Below are 19,287 nucleotides of genomic sequence, written 5' to 3' on the forward strand. Positions count from 1 at the left end.
CTCGACCGAGGACATTCACGGATTGTTTCAGATTGTTTCTCCCTCGCTTATCCGGCAATATTCTGCCGAATTGTTGGCGGGGGATAACAATGAACTATCTGATGAAGCGCTTGGCACCGATCGCCTGCATTGCAGCGGCTGCACTCATCGCGCCTGCTGCGTCTGCAACGACGACCGTCACGATTTCCGGTGATTTGGTGAAAGATGCTGGTTCGCCAACGTTATACGGATCAACTGACCCCTCGCTGCCGTTCACTTTCTCGTTCAGTTTCGATGAGACGATGGCGACCGTTTTTCCAGCCTTCCAAGAGTTCGACACTGGAAACGGTTTTTATTTTACGACCGATGCGATCCTCCTGTCGCAGTCTGAAATCAGCAGCTTCTCCTTTCAGGTGGGGAACGTGACGCTGGATGACTCGAACCTCCGGGCACTTCAGCTCGGCACCTCAGGCAATTTTGATATTCTGCTACTTGCCGGGGCGTCTCCATCGGTTGCGCAGCTCCTCTTTGTAGAGCCGAACATCGCCGAGATTTCGATAGGCGAGCGCGTCTGTCTCACGATGGCATGCGACATCGCGCCCGTCGGATATGGGCTGTCCTTCCAGGATGAAGGCTATGCCGATCTCCGCAATCTCGTCGTATCGATTTGGGTCGCTCCTGCGGTGCCGGAACCGACAAGCTGGGCACTCATGATTGCTGGCTTTGGCGCTGTCGGCGGTACCATGCGTCGCAGAAAGCCGATTTCAAGCGATAGCGGCCTAACGCTGCAGCGCGCGAACAGCTGAACGAGCCAGCTCGCGCATAATGTCCTGCCAGTACCCCGCCTGATCCCACGGCCAGTCGTCCAGCGTGCCGTGCCGCCGGCTCTCCCATAGCTCGATCGCGATGTGCTCGATCAGCGCGTTATGATCGTTCGCGGTGCAGAGCCGGCAGCGATGGCCGCCCGCGCCAGCGTCAGGCACGGGCGGCGTGGTATTCGTTGATCGGCGGTGCGCAGTCCGCGATCCAGGCGCGCTCGGCGTCGTCGAGCATCTCGAACATATCGGGCTCCGCGCCCATTGATTGGAGCCGCGTGCGCACGGTTTCAGGATCAGCATACCGCGGCAGCGCGCGATCGGCCTTAGCCGCTGCGGCTAGCGTGGAATACCAGGCGGGCGTCCCAACCTGCTGCACCAGCCACGTACTAAAAGGCTCGACCTTATCGCTCATCACATCCTCCAGGTTGCCGAATCGGCGAACTCCCGGATAGCACGTTCTACAAATGTTCTCTATCCGGCGGGTCCGATGAGCGTCATCAGACTCCGCAGTCTCGACGACTATGTCCGCTATGGCGCGAAGATGCGGATCGAGTGCCCGCAGTGCGGCAGGACGACGATCTTCGATCCTAGGCAGATGATCGTCTATTGGCGGCAACAGGGCTGGAGCCTAGCGCTGGAGACGGTTGGCGCTCGGTTTCGCTGCGGCGGTGGCCCTGGCGGAAACCGGGCTGCGGCCGGCGGGGCGTTGACATCAAAGCGATCACCGTTCCTGCGCCGACCGCACCGGTGCCGCCGCCGCCGCCGATCGAGACGGATATCCCACGCGGCGTCGATCCAGGCAAATGGGCCGTCGCCGATGAGCGCGAGCGGAAGCGGCTGATCACACGTGCGCGGGACTAAGCGTTTCGGCTGGTCGGCTGTTCGATCAGGCCAGCCTTCCGAAAGCTCGCGCATCCCCCCCCAGCGTGCATGAAGTGGTCGATGAAGTTGAGCTTCGCCGGATCAGAAAAGATCGCGTCATCGATCTTCATCGACGCACCCGGGGCTGCCTGACAGTTCCACGAGCCGATGCAACCGGGCAATTGATCCAATGTAGTGTCAACATGGCACGGGCTTAACCACGCTGGTGCCATACTTCCGGTATCGCGCTGGTAACGAAGGAGAATAGAGCGCTGTCGGGCGGAGGCGCGTGAAGCGTCCTCACGAATTCCGAGGCAGTATGCGTCGTATCGTCTACATTAGCAGAGCGGTCCAGCCTTTCACTGACCGCGACATGGTCAACCTCTGCCAGCAGGTGAATGTTAATAACCGAAAGCAAGGCATATCGGGGCTATTGCTGTTCGACGGGGTTCAGTTCTGCCAAGCCATTGAGGGCGACCAGACGGTCATCGGTCATCTAATCGAGCGCGTAAGGCGCGACAGCCGGCATACCCACCTCAGCTTCTGCTTCGATCAGAATGTGCGATCGCGGCAGTTCAAGGAGTGGCGATCGGATATGCTGCTATCCGAATTGGGTCCCAGCAAATTCTTCGAGCACGTGGCAGCCGAGGTCAAGCACGTTAGGAACGCGGACCTGAGGGCTCTGTTTATCGGGTTTGCCTCCCTTTCCAAAGATCATCACGCCTAGCCGCCGCCATTCACCGATCAGCGCGTTTCGCCCATTCTACCTTAGGTCGCGGCTAGCTTCGTTTCTCAGTTCGTTTCATCACTAGCGTTGACCCAGCTCGCACCAGCTGTAAGCCGGCGGGCACCAAACTTGGAGAATATCTTGGCCGACAGGGATTACAGCGCTAACCTAATCGAGCTTGCGACAGAGCTGACGATTGCTTGGCTTAACAATCCGAACAATCGCGCGCCAGCCGACGACGTGCCCGGCTTCCTGCAGCAGATGCATGCCACGCTTGGCAGCCTTGCTAGCGGTGTCACAGAAGGGCCCGCAGCAGATGACACGCAGACCTATGAACCAGCAGTAACCGCGCGCAAGTCGCTCGCCTCCAAGTCGCATATCATCTCGATGATCGACGGCAAGCCATACAAGACGCTGCGCCGGCACCTGTCAGGCCACGGGCTGACCCCGGAGCAGTACCGCGAGCGATATAATCTCAAGGCCGATTACCCAATGGTGGCCGAGGATTACTCCGCTGCCCGACGGGAGATGGCCAAGTCCATCGGCCTAGGCCGTAAGCCCGGCATGACCCGCGGCAAGAAGGCGGAGGCCGGCGCAGGGGCCAAGCCGGCCGCAGCCGCCAAGGTCGCGAAGCCGGCGCCCAAGCGCAAGCTGGGCATTGCGCAGGCGAAATCCGCGGCCAAGCAGCATCTGGGCGAGACTGGCGAAAATTGAAGCTCGGGGCGGGCGATGGTTGGAGTAACCCCGCCCGTCCCAGCGAATCATCGCTTAACCGGCTTAGGCGATAGTGGTCGTTGAGATCAGCAGGCTGCGACTCTCCGCTATTGGTAAAAGGCGACATCACTTAGCGATCAGCATCGCGCGATTCACTATTCACGGCGAAACCGTTGACTGCCGGCGATGTGCCAGCGGCGCTCGAGCGCCTAGTGCGGCGAACGCCGTCCGAAATGTGTGAAGCGCCTCTCGAGCTCAGCCTCTTGCGGGGGCGGTTGCACGGCGGCAACGCCATCGGCGCGGCTGGCACGCAGGATTTTGGCGAGTTGCTTCCTGATTACCCCGCCATTCAAATGCTGCTCGGCACCCTGATGCCCTTCTCGGGAGAGAACCTTCGCGATCGCGCTAGCATCTTTCAGTTGGCCTTCACGAGCGAGTTCGAACGCGCGCTCGATGAGCGTTACGGAACCGGACATACAACCCGATTAATTGATTTTCGCCATGCAGCAAGCTTTTCGGCGGAGCCCGCACATAGTTAGCAGGGCGGCGGGCGACGCCGCGCGGGCGGTCGCGAGCGGGGCGGGGTGTGTGTGCGGTTGTGGTGGAAAGCGGACGCTCGTTCTTGGGCAACAAAGCGCGAGTTGACCTCAAAGCAGAGTCGTTCGTTCACGCTTTGATTTGCAGAGAGGAGCTGCGACTATGTTCATCGTGATGGGTGCAACCGGAAATGTCGGGGCAGCGGTAGCAGACGCGCTTTTAAATCACGGCGAGCAGGTGACGATCCTCACCCGCCATCCTGAGGGCGCCGGCGAGTGGGAGAACAAAGGCGCGAAGGTGGCGCAAGCCGACGCTGAGGACACTTCATCCCTCAAAGCCGCTTTCCGAACCGGGCGCCGCGCCTTTCTGCTCAACCCGCCTGCCGATCCAAGCGGCGATACCGACGCCACCGAGAGGCGCACCATTGCCAACATGCTTGCGGCGCTGGACGGCTCAGGACTGGAAAAGCTGGTTGCGGCCTCAACCTATGGCGCGCAACCAGGCAACGCCATTGGCGATCTTTCCACCTTGTGGGAGTTGGAGGAGGGGCTGAGATCGCAGCCGATCCCCACCGCCATCAATCGCGGTGCATATTACATGACGAACTGGCTTGGCTTCGCCGATGCGGTTTGCGAGACGGGCGAGCTACCGAGCATGTTTCCGGCCGATACCAAGATGCCTATGGTAGCCCCTGCAGACTTGGGGCGGGCAGCAGCCGAACGGCTGCTATCCCCAACCAGTGACACGGGCACTTGGTATGTCGAGGGTCCAGCGCGGTATACGCCGCGCGACGTTGCCAATGCCTTCGCAGCATCTCTAGGTCGTACGGTCACGGTCGAGGTCGCACCTCGTGACAGCTGGGAAGCTGTGTTCCGGAGCGCAGGGTCCTCGGCTGAAGCTGCCACAGCGTATGCACGAATGACGGCGGTAAGTCTGGACAGCGGGTTCGATAAGTTCGCTGCACCGGTCCGTGGAATCACTGATCTCGATACCTTCATAGCTACAGCCCTAAGCGTCAAATAGTAGCGTCAGCCTCCAGCATCAGGTCGGGCGAACGTCCGCTAATGGGCGATAGCCGACATCCGCATCACGCGCGGAGGATCGAAATGCAAAGCGCAGGCGCGTAGCGCACGCAAATCGCTGACCTCGTAAAAGTCCTCCAGTAGATGGAGGACCGTCATGACCGAGCATTGGCCTGCCGATCGAGTTGAGCGCTGGCCGCTCGATTGCCTGGTCCCGTTCGCCCGTAATGCGCGCACGCACAGTCCTGGGCAGATCGATCAGATCGCGGCATCGATGCGTGAGTGGGGTTGGACCAATCCGGTTCTAGTCGATGACCACGGCACAATCATCGCGGGCCATGGCCGGGTCGAGGCGGCACGCAAGTTGGGTTTATGCGAAGCCCCCGTGATGGTCGCGAGCGGGTGGTCCGAGGCCAAGAAGCGGGCTTACGTTATCGCCGACAACAAGCTCGCGCTCAACGCTGGCTGGAATGAGGAATTGCTTGCAGCGGAGCTGACTGACCTGCGGGATCTAGCGTTCGATCTTGATCTCACAGGCTTTCATGGGGCTGAGTTGGAGCGGCTGCTGAGCACGACTGACTCAGCCGAAAGGGAAGACGCGATCCCGGAACCGCTGGTCGATCCCGTCACCCGGGCAGGGGACCTGTGGGTGCTGGGGCGGCATCGGTTGCTGTGCGGGGATGCTACCTCTGCCGAGGCCGTGTATCGCTTGTTTGATGGCGTTCGTCCGCACCTGATGGTCACCGATCCGCCATACGGCGTGGAATATGATCCCGGTTGGCGCAACAGCGTGGGGGCTACAAAAACCCGCCGCACCGGTAAGGTGATGAACGACGATCGTGCGGATTGGCGAGAAGCCTGGGCACTGTTCCCCGGTGACGTGGCATACGTGTGGCACGGAGCCCTGCATACCGGAATAGTGGCCGATAGCCTCGCGGCATCAGGGTTCGAGATCCGCAGCCAGATCATTTGGTCCAAGGAGCGGCTGGTGCTTAGCCGCGGTCACTACCACTGGCAGCATGAACCCTGCTGGTATGCGGTAAGGAAGGGCGGCTCGGGCGCCTGGACCGGGGACCGCAAGCAAACGACGGTATGGGCGGTCTCGAGCAAGGCGCAGGATGCGCAGACCGTTCACGGTACGCAGAAGCCGGTCGAGTGCATGCGCCGGCCCATGCTCAACAACAGCAGCATGGGCCAGGCGGTTTACGAACCGTTCATGGGCTCTGGGACCACACTGATCGCTGCAGAAACCTGCGGGCGTATCTGCGTTGGGATCGAGCTTGATCCCGCCTATGTCGACGTGGCGGTAACGCGTTGGCAGCAGCTGACCGGCGAGACCGCCGTGCTGGAGGCCGACGGTGCAAGGTTTGATGACGTGGCGAAGGCGAGGCTCGCACTGTGCGCCGCCTAATGCGCAATGCGGTAGACGCGGCCGCGCTCCGCTTCTTTCGCACTCGTCACCATGTGCCCAAGCTTTTTGGCGATGACGGCGGACAGCGCGCCGCGTACGCTGTGCGGCTGCCAGCCCGTAACCTTCTGCAAATCAATGATCGAAGCTCCCTCGTGGCGGAGGAGACAGGCTATCATTGCTGCAGTGGCTGCACCGCGTTTGTCGACGACGAGCTCGCTCGCGAGATGCGGTTCGGATGCGCTGTCCGCTCGATCGCCCGACTGTTCCAGCTCGCCGCTGAGGGCGGCCTCAGCGGCCCCGGTTGCGCAGAGCGTGAGCGGGTGGCCGTCAGCATCACAGCGCCAAACCGTATGTGCCTCGCAAGCGGGCACCTCCTCGAGCAGCCCTCGCTTAAGCAGGCTCTTCGCGATATTGCCCACAGCACCGCCTTTGAGGGGTGTCGCGATCGGATAGATGCATCGGTCTGGACGGGACAGGGCAGCGGTGAGCACGGCGAGTTGTGCGTCGCTCAGCTGAATAGTCATAATTTCGTCTCCCGTGAGCCGGAGGTGGCTCATCAGGACAAGCCCCGGAAGCGGGGCGGAACGAGGTCGACGAGCAGCGACCAGCATCGCGGCCGGGTCGATACACACTCGGATCCGCTGCAAGATCAACTCGTATATGGCTTCGGCTGATGCGTGGGCGTCGCCCCAAGCCCACGCTTATCAAGCAGCTGGAGGGCAATCCGGGCAAGCGGCGCTTGAACGCCAATGAGCCACAGCCGGACGGTGACCTCCATGGTGCGCCCGAGTGGCTGAGTGACACGCAGCGCGAAAGCTGGGCTTTTGCCATCACCAACGCGCCACCAGGACTACTGAAGCGGCTCGACCGCTCGATGCTGGCGATCTGGGTAGTGGCCGAGGACCTGCACCGCGAGGCGGCGTCGAAAATTGCGCAGTACGGCCTGCTTACCAAGTCGCCCAATGCTGGGCTGCCGCTCCAATCGCCCTACCTCGCTATCCTTAACAAGCAGGCGCAGATCATGATCAAGGCCGGTGCCGAACTGGGGTTTTCGCCAGCGAGCCGTACTCGCGTGCAGACAGAACGGACTTTGACTGGTCAACTTCCCTGGATGCTTAACCCATTGGACGATCCCAACAACCTACTTGGGCCGCCAGGTGGCTACGGTGAGGAGCGCGATGTCGATAGATTCTTTCACGATTAAAAGGTAACCACTATTTTTCCTTAAGCGCTGTCAATCCTGCGCTCCTGCGGAGCGCGCTCTTGTTGCATGCAATTAAAGCCGCTAAATGAGCAGACGATCGTCATAACAGGGGCCATTAGCGGCAACAAACTGGTTACGGCGATCGCGGCGGCAGAGCGCGGTGCATCAGTCGTCCTCGCCGCTCGCAGCCAGGCGACACTGAAAGCGGTCAGGAGGAGACTAGAGAAACAGAATGGTTAGGTAGCCGCGTTGCAAACGGACGTAGCTGACCTGAATGCTGTCGAGCGGCTTGCCGCGCATGCAGTTGAGCGTAGCGGATTAAACGCTCGCAGCATCGTTTGATCGGTTTCATTGAAGCCCTCTGCGTTTAGCAACGATGCTCTACCGTCTGTTGGTGGAGCTTAAACCTTGCCTATCGAACCCCAGATTAAAGAAACGGGCTATTTGCTAGAGGGAGCGCGACAAGAGCGACATGCGAAAGCGACGCTGTCGGGCGTATTTATCTGGTGCTAGTGGGCGCCTACGAAGAAAGAGCTGAAACTTTCATTAGATAGCAGATTGCTTACGATCAGGTCGCGCCGCCAACTTGGTGCAAGTAACCCTCTGACCAATGAAACTGGGGGGCCAGACATCCGGCCCCCGGTCCCAGCAAGTTACATTGCCTGCAGCATCTCGATATGATGCTGAACAACCGGCGCCGTTGCCGCAGCGACACGCTTTAGGGCTGGCTTGTCACCGTGTTGCGCATAACCTGTGTGCAACGCCAACGCCTGCTGGTGCGCAGTCTTTTGCTGCTGCACATACACCTGATCGCGAGCGGCGCCGGACGTGGAACGCAAATCGGCGATCATCTTCGCCTGAACCGGCTCGAGTTTTGGGGCCGGAACTGCGACGCGATCGGTTGCAGCGGCGGCCTTCACGTCCGCGGTGCTCTTCGTGTGATCCTTCAGCATCATGTTTGCGAACTGACGAATCTTGGTGTTCTTTGTAGATTGGAGAACGATCTGGCTCGACTGCTTCTCGTAAAGGTCCCCCGCGCCCGCCTTCGCAACAAAGGCGGGCGCCGTAGTCGCAGGGGCTGATGGACTCGGCGCCATTTGGGCCACGGCTACGCTGGGGACTGCCACCGCCAACGCGAGGTAGTGCTTCGCATTAAACATCATGTCGTCGTTTCCTCTGCCTTTGACGACTAACCGAATGGCCAGCCGAAGCCTGCTAAACTGTTGACGATAAGCGATGTTTCATGGTTGATCTGGGTTAGCCGATAGCGCCGACGGTCAACTTTATGAATTGGCGATAGCGTAGCTTCGTAACTTCGGTGATCGCCTCACCTCCCCCGCTTCTTGACATGGCCCGCAGAGATATTGTCCGACCGGACGAGAGGCTTAGACCCAGGCTCAGACATTCACGCCCGCCCTGAAGCCTCCCCAGCTCCGGCGGCTTGTTCACGAACCAACTAACGGTTCGAGTATTCAAACGGCGCGGGAGCTTTGGCGATCGTATAAGGCCTGAAGCGCCGACGGAGACTATCGACTCTTACTTAGCCTTCAATCAAACATCGGCGAACGTTGAGCGGAGAGACACGATGATAGTCGGACGACGTGAAACGCTGATTGGCTTGCTTGGAACGATTGCGCTTTGGAGCGAAGCAGCGCTTGTCGCCGCGAAGCCAGAAGTATTCCCCCGTCCTGATCGTGAGCTTCGCGTTCCGGTAAAGGGAGGCAGCATCTATGTCCGTATCAACGGGGATCTAAAAGGCCGACGGGCACCTTTGGTGTTTATCCATGGCGGACCTGGTGGGGCTCTTTGGCAGTTTTTTCCTGCCCTCGATCTCGCATGCGAACGGCCGATCGTTCTCTACGACCAGCTGGATAGCGGACGCTCCGACGCTCCAGGTGATCCCGCCAATTGGACCGTTGACCGCTTCGCCTCCGAGATAGACGCCATCCGTGCGGCGCTCTCGCTTGATCGAATCCACCTGCTCGGCCATAGTTGGGGCGGGGAGGTGGCGACCTGCTACGCCGCGGGAAGGCCCAAAGGGCTGCGCAGCCTCATCCTGCAAGGCACACCACCGTCGGCTGCGCGGGCAGAAGCGAGTGTGGCCACCCTCCTGTCCGCCATGCCCGACGGAGCGGGCGATGTCATCGCGCGCAGCGAACAGGCCGGAACGCTCGACACGCCTGCCTATGGAAAGGCCGCCGGCGCGTTCTACCGAAAGCATATTGGGCGCAATCCTGACATGAACCGGATCGCGATGACCTATATGGAAGGTCTACCGGAGGATCGTGGGCAGGCTCTCAGCCAGGCGATGAACGGCCCGTACATGACGCGCTTCGGTGGCCGACTCAAAGGCTTTGATGACACCGCTCTGCTGAGCCGCATTATGGTGCCGACCCTGCTGCTCTGCGGCGAATTGGACATTATGACGCCAGCTGCGACCCGTGCGGTGCTGCCCCTACTCAGACGCGGCACCTTCGATGAGCTATCCGGTGCGGGACACATGGCGCAGTTCGATCAGCCGGACGCCTGGCGTGAGACTATCCGTCAGTTCACCGCTGCACACGACGGTTAAGAGGCTGAGGGCGTGCGCTTCCAAGGCAAGGCGGTCGAGGCAACAATTCCGGCGGCTTGGACCCAAAACCCGCCACTCATCGCTTCGCAAATGATGCCCGAACCCGGACGTTCATTCAGGGCGAGTGAGACCTTAGTCACTTAACCGGTACTACATGCTGGAGGCGGGGCCGATTGCGATGGCTTGGATCGAATGAAGTGCCCGTGGCCACGAGTCTTGCCAACGACTCCGCGATCCGCGATGAAACTGCCATGCGTCTGGCCCTGCACCTGTTGACCATCGCCTGCCTGCTATGGTGCGCGCTGGGCATCGCCGAGCCGGCGGCCGCGCAGGATCACCCGATCGCGCAGATCGAACTGAATCCCGTCGACGCCTTGCCAGATAGTGGAAACCCAAATCCTGAGCCCGGGCATCACCAGCATTGCCCCGTCGCGCCGGAACTTCGCGGGGCCGCCACACCGTTGCCTGCGTTGTCGGCCGCCATGCTGACCGTTGCGCCACGCCAACGCGTCCTTGCCTCGCTCACCCACGCGCCGCCGCTGCAACCGCCTGCCGCCTGACCTGTGTTCGTCCGCGCCACCCGTTGGCGTGATTCGTTCTCTGGTCAGGATACTACCCTTGTCATCCCCGTTTCTTGCCCTCCTCGCGGGGGCAGTTTCCGCGCAGGCTACACCTGCGCTGCCTAGTTCGTCCGTTGCTGCACAAGACTCCGAAGGCGAGGACATCGTCGTCCAGGCGACACGATCCGGTCGCCGGCTCGGTGAGGAACCCGTCCGGGTCGAGGTCATCGATCGCGAGGAGATTGAGGAGAAGATCCTCATGCGCCCCGGCAATGTCGCGATGATCCTCAGCGAAACCGGCGGCCTTCGCGTACAGGTCACCGCGCCGGCGATCGGTGGCGCCAACATCCGCGTGCAGGGCCTCGACGGGCGGTTCACCCAAGTGCTCGCCGACGGTTTGCCGCTCTATGGCGGGCAGTCGAGTTCGCTTGGCCTGCTGCAGATCCCGCCGATCGATCTCGGCCGGGTCGAGGTGATCAAGGGAGCGGTGTCTGCGCTCTACGGTGCGTCGGCGCTGGGTGGCGTCATCAATTTGGTCTCGCGCCGTCCCGGCGATGCGATCGAGGCAGAGACCCTGCTGAACGCCACCTCGCGAAATGGCCAGGACGTTACCGCTTATCTGGCCGCGCCACTGACCGGAGACTTCAGCGCGTCGCTCACCGGAGGATACCATCGTCAGTCGGTCCAGGATCTCGACGATGACGGGTGGATCGATATGCCCGGTTACGATCGCTGGACGCTGCGCCCGCGGCTGTTCTGGACCGGTGCCGAGGGGTCGAGCGTGTTTCTAACTGGCAGTGTGATGGTCGAGCATCGGCGCGGCGGAACACTGAACGGGCGGACCGCCCCCGACGGCGTTACGTTTGTCCAGCGCCAGCGCAGCGAGCGCTTCGACGTAGGGGGGATCGCCCGCACGCCGCTGTCGGACAGCGTCACGGCCAGCCTTCGCCTGGCCAATACCGTCCAGAACCATCGGCATCAGTTCGGCCCGGTGACCGAACGGGATCGCCACGATACCCGATTCGCAGAGCTAGCATTCAGCGGCGGCGCAAGTGGTACGACATGGGTCGGCGGCGTCGCCTATCAGCGTGACGACTATCACGCGCGCGACTTTCCGGCGTTCGATTATTCCTATCGCGTGCCGGGCGCGTTCGGACAGGTCGAACGCGATATCGGCGAAATGGTGACGCTCGCCGGCAGCGCACGGATTGATATCCACAGCGATTACGGCACTCGCTTCAGTCCCCGCCTTTCCGCTCTCTGGAAGCCGGGACCCTGGACGTTGCGCGCCTCCGCCGGGCGCGGCTTCTACGCACCTACCCCGTTCGTCGAAGAAATCGAGGCCGCCGGCGTGTCGCGGCTCGAACCGCTTGGGGCGGTGAAGGCTGAGACGGCGACCACCGCATCGCTCGATATCGGGTATGCGCGTGGTCGGTGGGAGGCGAACGTGACCCTGTTCGGCTCGAACCTTGCCGACGCCACCGAACTGGTGACCGTGGCGCCCGACCGGGTGCGCCTGATCAACGTGGCCGGCGAAACGCGCATCCGGGGCGCGGAGACGCTGCTCCGGTACCGCGTCGGAGAGATCGTCGCCACCGGCAGCTATGTCTTCGTAGATACGTCCCAACCCGATCCAGTCACCGTGATCCGCGGCGCCAAGGCACTGACGCCACGCCACACCGCCGGGCTAGTGACGATGTGGGAACGCACCGGGTCGCACCGGGTCGGCATCGAACTTTACTACACCGGACGGCAAAGACTCGACGACAATCCCTATCGCGACGACTCCCGCGCCTATGTCGAACTTGGCCTGCTTGCAGAAAAGACGCTCGGGGCGTTCAAGCTGTTCGTCAACGCGGAGAACATCCTGAATGTGCGGCAGACGCGCTACGATCCGATCCTGCGCCGTGTCCGCGCACCCGACGGCCGCTGGACGGTCGACGCCTGGGCGCCGACGGAAGGCTTTGTGGTCAACGGCGGCGTGCGCGTTCAATTCGGTGCCGATAAGTAGCGAGAGTAATCTCCGCTAAGGCAATTTGCGTTGGGCAAGGTTGGAAAAGACCCAATCTTAGACGTTCAGACCGCTCTTCCCAATTCCGAACTTCGGACGTTGGTTCAAGTTGGCGCGCGACAAATTTCGGGTAACCAGATCAGCCGCGCGGACGCCTCAAACCGGGTCGAAAGCGGAATGGTGGCTCCGATCGGGTCCGGGAAGATGTCCGCCGTTCGTTCATGCGGATCGGTTCTACGGAGGACTCGCGGATCTGCTCTGGGCCTGAACTCGTGCCGGAGCGCGGCGAACACGCAACCGACAGCCCGATCCCGGGCGCTAAGTGAGCCCTGAACCAACGATTGCTTCCCGGAGGCGGTTCGGCTGTCTTAAATAGCCGAGCTTGGGGCGCGAACCACCTGGCAGCTTCGAAGGCGCGAGGATCCAGTTGCGGACGTTCGGTGCCGCGAACTCAAATCCCGACTGGTGACACTCATTCATGTGAGCTGCCTACCTTAAAATAGTCCGCGCAATCCCGAGCGCTGGATCCGTTCCTGTTCGCGTGCCACGTGACATTGGCCATGCCCCTTGTGGGCGGCTGCCAATTATAGCGGATCAATTTCGTGTCACCATAGACTGGACATGGCAGTTGATCTGAAGCCTAATCAATTAAGTACAAAGGTTTGGGGGTTGGGGTGGCGACGAATCCGATTGCAGAACAGAGCCAGGCCCCTACTTCGGTTTTCCAAAGCGATCTGCCGATCGACCAGAAGCTGGACCGGGCTCGCACCGAACTGCTGGACCTGTCCGCTCGAAACCGACTGCTGAATATGCCGCGGTCGTCGAAAGGTTCGAAAGCGGTCGAGATCATAGACGAGGTCAGCACGGAGATTTTCCGGCTGCTGGTGAGCGAGGGTCGTCCCTTCACCTTTCTCGCTGGCAAGGCGGCGGCAACTAGCGATGCGGCGGAGGACGACGTTCCGGTTGAGGAAGCCGACGAGATCGTGGATCTGGCTCAGCCGGACAACGACATAGCCGATGATCGCGGTGTGTTCTCTCGGCACGCCGACACCCGGCTTCAAACCCGCCTGACGCCAAAGGGTCTGCAGAAGCGGCTGCTGGAACTCTACTTCGACGCCCGCACACTGGAGGAGGAACAGGGCGTCAACATCCTCTATCTCGCGCTTGGCGCGCTGAAGTGGATCGATCCCAACAACGCGGCGAACGTGCGGTTTGCACCCCTCGTCCTCGTCCCTGTGCAACTGGAACGGGGCAACGCCGGCGAGAACTTCAAGCTGCGCATGCGGCAGGAGGACTATGCCTCCAACCTCTCGCTCGAGGCGTTCCTCGATCGCATTCATGGCATCCGGCTGCCCGCCTTCGAGGCGGGCGACACCTTCGATCCGGGCGCCTATTTCGCTGAAGTCGCCGATGCCGTGTCGGCCAAGCCCGGCTGGGAGGTCCAGCGCGACGTCGTCGCCGTCGGCTTCTTCTCCTTCGCCAAGTTCCTGATGTATCGTGACCTGGACCCGCAGACCTGGCCGGAGGGCGGCAGGATCACCGACCGGGATCTCGTCCGCGGCCTCCTCTCGGACGGCTTTGCCGGCGCCGAGGGCATGGTTCCCGAGGACGCGAACATCGATCCGTTCATCCCGCCGTCGGAAATGCTCCACATCGTGGACAGCGACAGTTCGCAGGCGCTTGCCGTGCACGAGGTCCGGCGCGGGCGTGACGTCGTCATCCAGGGACCGCCGGGCACCGGCAAGAGCCAGACAATCGCCAACATCATCGCCTCCGCCGTGGCCGACGGAAAGACCGTGCTGTTCGTCGCCGAGAAGATGGCCGCGCTGGAGGTCGTCAAGCGGAGACTCGACGCGACGGGCGTAGGCGACGCCTGCCTCGAACTTCACAGCAACAAGGCGAACAAGAAGGCTCTGCTGGAGGAACTCCGGCGCACCTGGGAACTCGGCGCACCCCGGCATCAGGATCCCGGCAGCCTCCATGCGCGGCTGACCGCCGCGCGCGACCGTCTGAACGACCACGCCCGGCGCATGCACGCGCAGCACGAGGCATCGGGCCTGACGCCGTTCCAGGTGGTCGGTCAGCTCAGCCGCCTCCGCCTCGACGGCGAGAAGCCCAACGACATCATCCTGATCGAACCGGAAACCTGGTCCGCCGACGACTTCGCCGAGCGACACGACGTGATCCGAGACCTGGCAGAGCGCATCGACGTGATCGGTCGGCCTGCGGATCATGCCTGGCGCGGCGTGGGCCTCTCGTCGATCCTGCCGACCGACGTGGAGCGCCTCGAAGACCGGATCGCCGCCATTCTCGCCCGCCTGACGTCCTTCGACGAGGCCGGGGCTGTGCTCGCTTCGACCATGGAAACCTCGCCACCGCTATCCCTTGCTTACCTTGAGCCGCTGCTGACGCTGGCCAAACGCGTGGCGGGTGCACCGCATCTGGACGCCGCCGCGCTCGCCGAAGCCGTCTGGACGGACCGCGTGGACGACATCGAAAGGATGATCGCGTCAGGACAGCGGCACTCCTATCTTCGAAGTCAGTTGGCGGGCCTCGTCGTAGAGGCAGGTTGGACCGCAGACCTCGCGGAAACTATCGCCGCCCTCGCGATCCTGCCGTCCGGCTTCTCGCCGGACGACTTCCGCGACGTGGAGACGCTCTCCAATCTCCTGCCGCGGCTGCAGGCCGAGGCGGAGGCACTCGCCCGTGCCATGACGCGGGATACGCCGAATACTCTGGACGGCGCGCGCCGCACGGCCGCCGTGGCGGAACGCGTCGCCGAAGCACCCGAAGGCGATGCCGAGGCCTTCGCATCCGACGTCTGGATCGCCGGCCTTGAACGTGCGTCCGACCTCGTCGACGCCGTGGCGGCTCACGAGGAGGCGGTCTCAACCGTCGAGGGCCGGCTCACCATTGCGTCCTGGGATCTCGATCTGTCTGCCGCCCGGTCGACCCTGGCCTCGCACGGCACCGGCTTTTTCCGATTTTTGAGCGGCGACTGGCGTCGCGCCAACGCCGTCGTGCGCTCGGTCATGACCGAACAAAGCACGCCCCTCCCTGATACTCTGGTCCTTCTGGACGCTCTTTCAGCCGGGCAGGCCGCCAGGCGGACGATCGAGGGAGAGGAAACGTTCGCACGTTCTGCGTTCGGGTCGGATTGGCGCGGGATCAGATCAACTGCGGGACCGCTCCGCCACATCGTCGACTGGATGCGCTCGCTACGCGGACTCGAGGACGAGCCGCGTCTCGTGGCGGCTCGGCGGCCGGACAGGACCGAAGTGGGTATCCGGGCGAAGCGCGCGGCCGACCTGTTGGATCAGGTTTCTCCGCCCGTCGAGCGGCTGTGGGCAGCGCTGGGTTCCGCGCAGCCGATCGCATTCGGCGATGCCCTCGCGGCCGAACGCGCCGATCTCCCTGCCCTACTCACCTTTATCGTCCGTATCCGTTCCGCCGACTCCGCCACGGAGGCGACGTTCGTCAAAGTGCCGGACGACCTCGATCTTCGTAGAGCGCGGCTGGCCGAACTCGATGAGTTGCAATCGAAGGTGGCGAAGCTGCGCGATCTGCACGACCTCGGCACGTCCGCCTTGGGCACGGCATGGCGCAGCACGTCGTCCGATTGGAGCGACCTCCGGTCCACCGCCGATTGGATCAGCGCAAACGACGACATCCGCCTGCTCGCCAGCCGACTTCCCGACCGGCAGGCCGCAGCCGATGCGGCCGCGAAGCTCGGTGCCGAGGCCTCGTCACTGGGGGCGGACCTGCAGTCCCTGGCGGATGATCTTCATCTCGATATGGCCGCGGCTCTGGCGGCGAAAACCTTCGCCGAAGTTCCGCTCGAAACGCTAAGCCGCCACATGGAACGCTGGCGGACATCCGGAGAGCAGCTCTTCCAGTGGACCGCTTATCGCGATCGCTCAGGGCGCGCGATCACGCTCGGATGCGAGGACGTCGTCGTTAGGCTTGGTGACGGACGGCTCACGACCAACGGCGCGGTGTCCGCGTTCGAGATGGCATATTACGAAGCCGTCTACGCCGATCAAATCCGCGCCGATGCGGAACTCGGTACCTTCGACGGCACGCTCCACAGCAGGTTGGCTCGCGAATTCGCCGACATGGACCGGCAACGCATCGCGAGTGCGAGCTTCGAGGTCGTCCGGGCACATCACGAGAAGGTGCCGGCGCGCGATGGCGGTTCGGTCGGGCCGCTCGGCGTGCTCCGTGCCGAGATCGCCAGGAAGCGCGGTCACATGCCGATCAGGCGACTGATGGAGAAAGCTGCCCCCGCTGTTCAGGCGCTCAAGCCCGTCTTCATGATGAGCCCGCTTTCGGTCGCGCAGTTCCTCACTCCCGGTATCTTCGACTTCGACCTGCTTGTCATGGACGAGGCCAGCCAGATCCAGCCCGTCGACGCCCTCGGCGCGGTCGCCCGCGCGAAGCAGGTCGTCGTGGTCGGAGATCCGAAGCAACTGCCGCCGACGGCATTCTTCTCCAAAATGACCGGCGGGGCCCCGGAGGACGACGATGACGGGGGCACGCGCGTCGCTGACATCGAGAGCATCCTGGGCCTGTTCACCGCCCGTGGTCTGCCGATGCGGATGCTTCGCTGGCACTACCGCAGCAAGCACCAGTCGCTAATCGCCGTCAGCAACCGGCAGTTCTACGAAAACAAGCTCTTCATCGTGCCCAGCCCCTACACTGCCGAGGCCGGCATGGGCTTGCGCTTCCACCGGGTGCCGCAGGGCGTGTTCGACGCGGGAGGAACGCGGACGAACCAGGTCGAGGCTACGATCGTCGCGCAGGCGATCGTCGCGCACGCGCGCGAGCATCCCGAGCTGTCGCTCGGTGTGGCGGCGTTCTCCGCGGCCCAGCGGCGCGCGATCGTCGACCAGCTCGAGGTTCTGCGGCGCGGTCTGCCGCCCCAGACAGAGGCCTTCTTCCAGTCGCATCCCGCCGAACCGTTCTTCGTCAAGAACCTGGAGAACGTGCAGGGCGACGAGCGCGACGTCATCTTCATCTCGGTCGGCTACGGGCCGCCCGTTCCCGGCGGCAAGGTGCCGATGCGCTTCGGCCCACTGGGCACGGACGGCGGCGAGCGGCGCCTGAACGTGCTGATCAGCCGCGCCAAGCAGCGTTGCGAGGTGTTCGCGTCCATGTCGGACGAGGACATCGATCCCGACTTCGCGTCGACCCGGAAGGGCGTGCTGGCGTTCAAGCTATTCCTGCACTTCGCCCGCACTGGCCGCATGACGATGGCAGAGAGCACTGGTCGCGACCACGACAGCGTCTTCGAGGAACAGGTGGCGAAGGCACTGCAGGCGCGAGGCTATCAGGTGCACCGCCAGGTCGGTCTGGCCGGCTTCTTCATCGACCTCGCCGTGTCCGACGCGGACCGGCCCGGCCGCTACCTGCTCGGGATCGAGTGCGACGGCGCGTCCTACCACGACGCCCGCTCCGCGCGCGATCGCGATCGGTTGCGCCAGTCGGTGCTGGAAAGCCATGGGTGGACCATCCATCGCATCTGGAGCACCGACTGGTTTCAGCGTCCCAAGGAGCAGATCGATCTCGTCGTCGCCCGTATCGAGGCGGCGAAGGCGGAGTACGACGCCGAGGCGCAGGGCGTCTCCGCCTGTCGGAGAAGCCATGTCGAGATCGTCACCGTCGAGCGCGAAGGCTATACCGAGGTGGGCCTCGCGGAAGCGGAAGCGCCGCCTGCAGCCGCCCTCTACGAGGAGGCCATGATCGAGCGCCCCCGGCACCTCGTCTGCGAACTGCACGAGGCACCGCGCGGCGCCCTGTCCGCGCTTGCCGAAGAGGTAGTGGGGATCGAGGGACCCGTGCACGTCTGCGAGGTGGTGAACCGCATCCGCGACGCGTGGGGGCTGAAGCGGGCCGGCGGTCGCATCCAGGAAGCGGTTGAGAAGGCCGTCGAGATTTCCGTGCGCGAGGGCAGGCTGGCCGAGGACGGCGACTTCCTGACCATCCCGGGCAGGACCCCTCGCGTGCGGGACCGCAGCGAGGTGCGGTCGGCCTCCCTCCGCAAGTGCGACAGCTTGCCACCGGCGGAACTCGAAGCCGCCATCCTCGGCGTGGTGCGGGAGAACTACGGTGCGACGGACGATCAGGTCGTGCAGGCCGCCGCCCGCGCCGTCGGGTTCAAGGCGACGAGCGGGCAGCTGCGGGACCTACTCGCGGAGGTCATCACGGCTGCGGTTTCCGGCGAACGACTGATCCGCCGCAACGGCATGCTGGTGGTCGGTCCCGCGGCGGCGAACGACAGCGGACCGGTGCGGACGCCAAGTCCGCTTTCCCAGCTGATCGCGGCGGGCGAGAGCGAGCGGCTCGAATTCAAGGAAACGCTGCGCTGGGACGTCGTCACCAACACCCTCAACAAGAAGCTGGAGGATGTCGTCGTGAAGACGATCGCGGGCTTCGCTAACGGAGGTGGCGGAACTCTCCTGGTCGGCGTCGCCGACGACGGCACGGTGAAAGGGCTTGAACGCGACTACGCGTGTCTCGGCGGTAATCGGGACAAGCTCGAGCTTCACCTGACGAACCTGCTCGGCAAGCATTTCGGCCCGGCATTCCGCGCCGCACGAATCGGTGTGACCTTCCCGCAGCACGAAGGCATCGACGTGTGCCGGATCGAGGTCGGGCCGGCCGCCGAGGCGCAGTTCGTCTCGCTGCCCGACCGGAGCGGCAGCGTCGCGGAGCGTTTCTTCGTCAGGTCGGGCAACTCGACGCAGGAGCTCACGCCCAGCCAGATGCACCTCTACGTTGGCCAACGCTTTCGGCGGCGAGATTAATGAGAAATCGCGCCTGCCGCTCGCGCAGCGTGACTTCCACCCGTCACGACCGGAGCTAACACGTC

16 protein-coding genes are annotated in these 19,287 nt (G+C 63.0%); 11 read left to right on the plus strand and 5 right to left on the minus strand.

What is annotated here, in order from left to right:
• The first annotated feature begins 89 nt into the window (after positions 1-89).
• Positions 90-785 (plus strand): PEPxxWA-CTERM sorting domain-containing protein, encoded by a 696-nt coding sequence (locus tag ABC347_RS14255; protein WP_413246373.1) that lies wholly within the window; start codon positions 90-92, stop codon positions 783-785.
• Here the strand turns inward: ABC347_RS14255 and ABC347_RS14260 are convergent.
• The 3 genes from ABC347_RS14260 to ABC347_RS14270 all read right to left on the minus strand — a co-directional run bounded on the left by ABC347_RS14260 (position 759) and on the right by ABC347_RS14270 (position 1,789).
• A complete protein-coding gene (locus ABC347_RS14260; RefSeq protein ID WP_413246374.1) occupies positions 759-962 on the minus strand; it encodes a hypothetical protein in 204 nt (67 codons plus the stop codon). The two genes, ABC347_RS14255 and ABC347_RS14260, sit on opposite strands and share 27 nt — an antisense overlap.
• Positions 955-1,209, minus strand: a complete 255-nt coding sequence (locus tag ABC347_RS14265) for a hypothetical protein (protein ID WP_413246375.1) — start codon at positions 1,207-1,209, stop codon at positions 955-957. Before ABC347_RS14265 ends, ABC347_RS14260 begins: the two co-directional genes overlap by 8 nt.
• 445 nt (positions 1,210-1,654) lie before the next feature.
• A complete protein-coding gene (locus tag ABC347_RS14270) occupies positions 1,655-1,789 on the minus strand; it encodes a hypothetical protein (RefSeq protein WP_413246376.1) in 135 nt (44 codons plus the stop codon).
• A gap of 188 nt (positions 1,790-1,977) precedes the next feature.
• On the opposite strand from ABC347_RS14270, the gene ABC347_RS14275 reads away from it, so the two are divergent.
• The 5 genes from ABC347_RS14275 to ABC347_RS14295 all read left to right on the plus strand — a co-directional run bounded on the left by ABC347_RS14275 (position 1,978) and on the right by ABC347_RS14295 (position 6,069).
• On the plus strand, positions 1,978-2,385 hold the full coding sequence (locus ABC347_RS14275; RefSeq protein WP_413246377.1) for a BLUF domain-containing protein: 408 nt from the start codon (positions 1,978-1,980) through the stop codon (positions 2,383-2,385).
• Positions 2,386-2,526: 141 nt separating this feature from the next.
• Complete coding sequence (locus ABC347_RS14280; RefSeq protein ID WP_413247071.1) at positions 2,527-3,099, plus strand: Ros/MucR family transcriptional regulator; 573 nt, start codon at positions 2,527-2,529, stop codon at positions 3,097-3,099.
• Positions 3,100-3,272: 173 nt separating this feature from the next.
• Positions 3,273-3,638: a hypothetical protein gene (locus ABC347_RS14285; protein ID WP_413246378.1), complete on the plus strand. Its 366-nt coding sequence runs from the start codon at positions 3,273-3,275 to the stop codon at positions 3,636-3,638.
• A 160-nt stretch (positions 3,639-3,798) separates the two neighbouring features.
• Entirely contained in the window at positions 3,799-4,659 is an 861-nt protein-coding gene (locus ABC347_RS14290) for an NmrA family NAD(P)-binding protein (protein WP_413246379.1), read from the plus strand.
• Between the two features lie 156 nt (positions 4,660-4,815).
• Positions 4,816-6,069, plus strand: coding sequence for a site-specific DNA-methyltransferase (locus ABC347_RS14295; RefSeq protein WP_413246380.1), 1,254 nt, complete (start codon positions 4,816-4,818; stop codon positions 6,067-6,069).
• Here the strand turns inward: ABC347_RS14295 and ABC347_RS14300 are convergent.
• Positions 6,066-6,593, minus strand: a complete 528-nt coding sequence (locus tag ABC347_RS14300; RefSeq protein WP_413246381.1) for a DUF3489 domain-containing protein — start codon at positions 6,591-6,593, stop codon at positions 6,066-6,068. The genes ABC347_RS14295 and ABC347_RS14300 overlap by 4 nt on opposite strands.
• Before the next feature lie 149 nt (positions 6,594-6,742).
• Between ABC347_RS14300 and ABC347_RS14305 the strand changes: the two genes are divergently transcribed.
• Entirely contained in the window at positions 6,743-7,273 is a 531-nt protein-coding gene (locus ABC347_RS14305) for a P27 family phage terminase small subunit (protein WP_413246382.1), read from the plus strand.
• A 653-nt stretch (positions 7,274-7,926) separates the two neighbouring features.
• Here ABC347_RS14305 and ABC347_RS14310 read toward each other — a convergent pair.
• Positions 7,927-8,436, minus strand: a complete 510-nt coding sequence (locus ABC347_RS14310) for a DUF4142 domain-containing protein (RefSeq protein ID WP_413246383.1) — start codon at positions 8,434-8,436, stop codon at positions 7,927-7,929.
• Positions 8,437-8,858: 422 nt separating this feature from the next.
• On the opposite strand from ABC347_RS14310, the gene ABC347_RS14315 reads away from it, so the two are divergent.
• The 4 genes from ABC347_RS14315 (at position 8,859) to ABC347_RS14330 (ending at position 19,222) form a co-directional block, all read left to right on the plus strand.
• On the plus strand, positions 8,859-9,845 hold the full coding sequence (locus ABC347_RS14315; RefSeq protein WP_413246384.1) for a proline iminopeptidase-family hydrolase: 987 nt from the start codon (positions 8,859-8,861) through the stop codon (positions 9,843-9,845).
• 251 nt (positions 9,846-10,096) lie between these two features.
• On the plus strand, positions 10,097-10,405 hold the full coding sequence (locus ABC347_RS14320; protein ID WP_413246385.1) for a hypothetical protein: 309 nt from the start codon (positions 10,097-10,099) through the stop codon (positions 10,403-10,405).
• Positions 10,406-10,463: 58 nt separating this feature from the next.
• A complete protein-coding gene (locus ABC347_RS14325; protein WP_413246386.1) occupies positions 10,464-12,416 on the plus strand; it encodes a TonB-dependent receptor plug domain-containing protein in 1,953 nt (650 codons plus the stop codon).
• A gap of 674 nt (positions 12,417-13,090) precedes the next feature.
• Complete coding sequence (locus tag ABC347_RS14330; protein ID WP_413246387.1) at positions 13,091-19,222, plus strand: DUF3320 domain-containing protein; 6,132 nt, start codon at positions 13,091-13,093, stop codon at positions 19,220-19,222.
• The last annotated feature ends 65 nt before the right edge of the window (positions 19,223-19,287 follow it).

Source organism: Sphingomonas canaveralia (assembly GCF_047238125.1).
In the GTDB taxonomy this organism is placed as follows: Bacteria; Pseudomonadota; Alphaproteobacteria; order Sphingomonadales; family Sphingomonadaceae; genus JBDFMH01.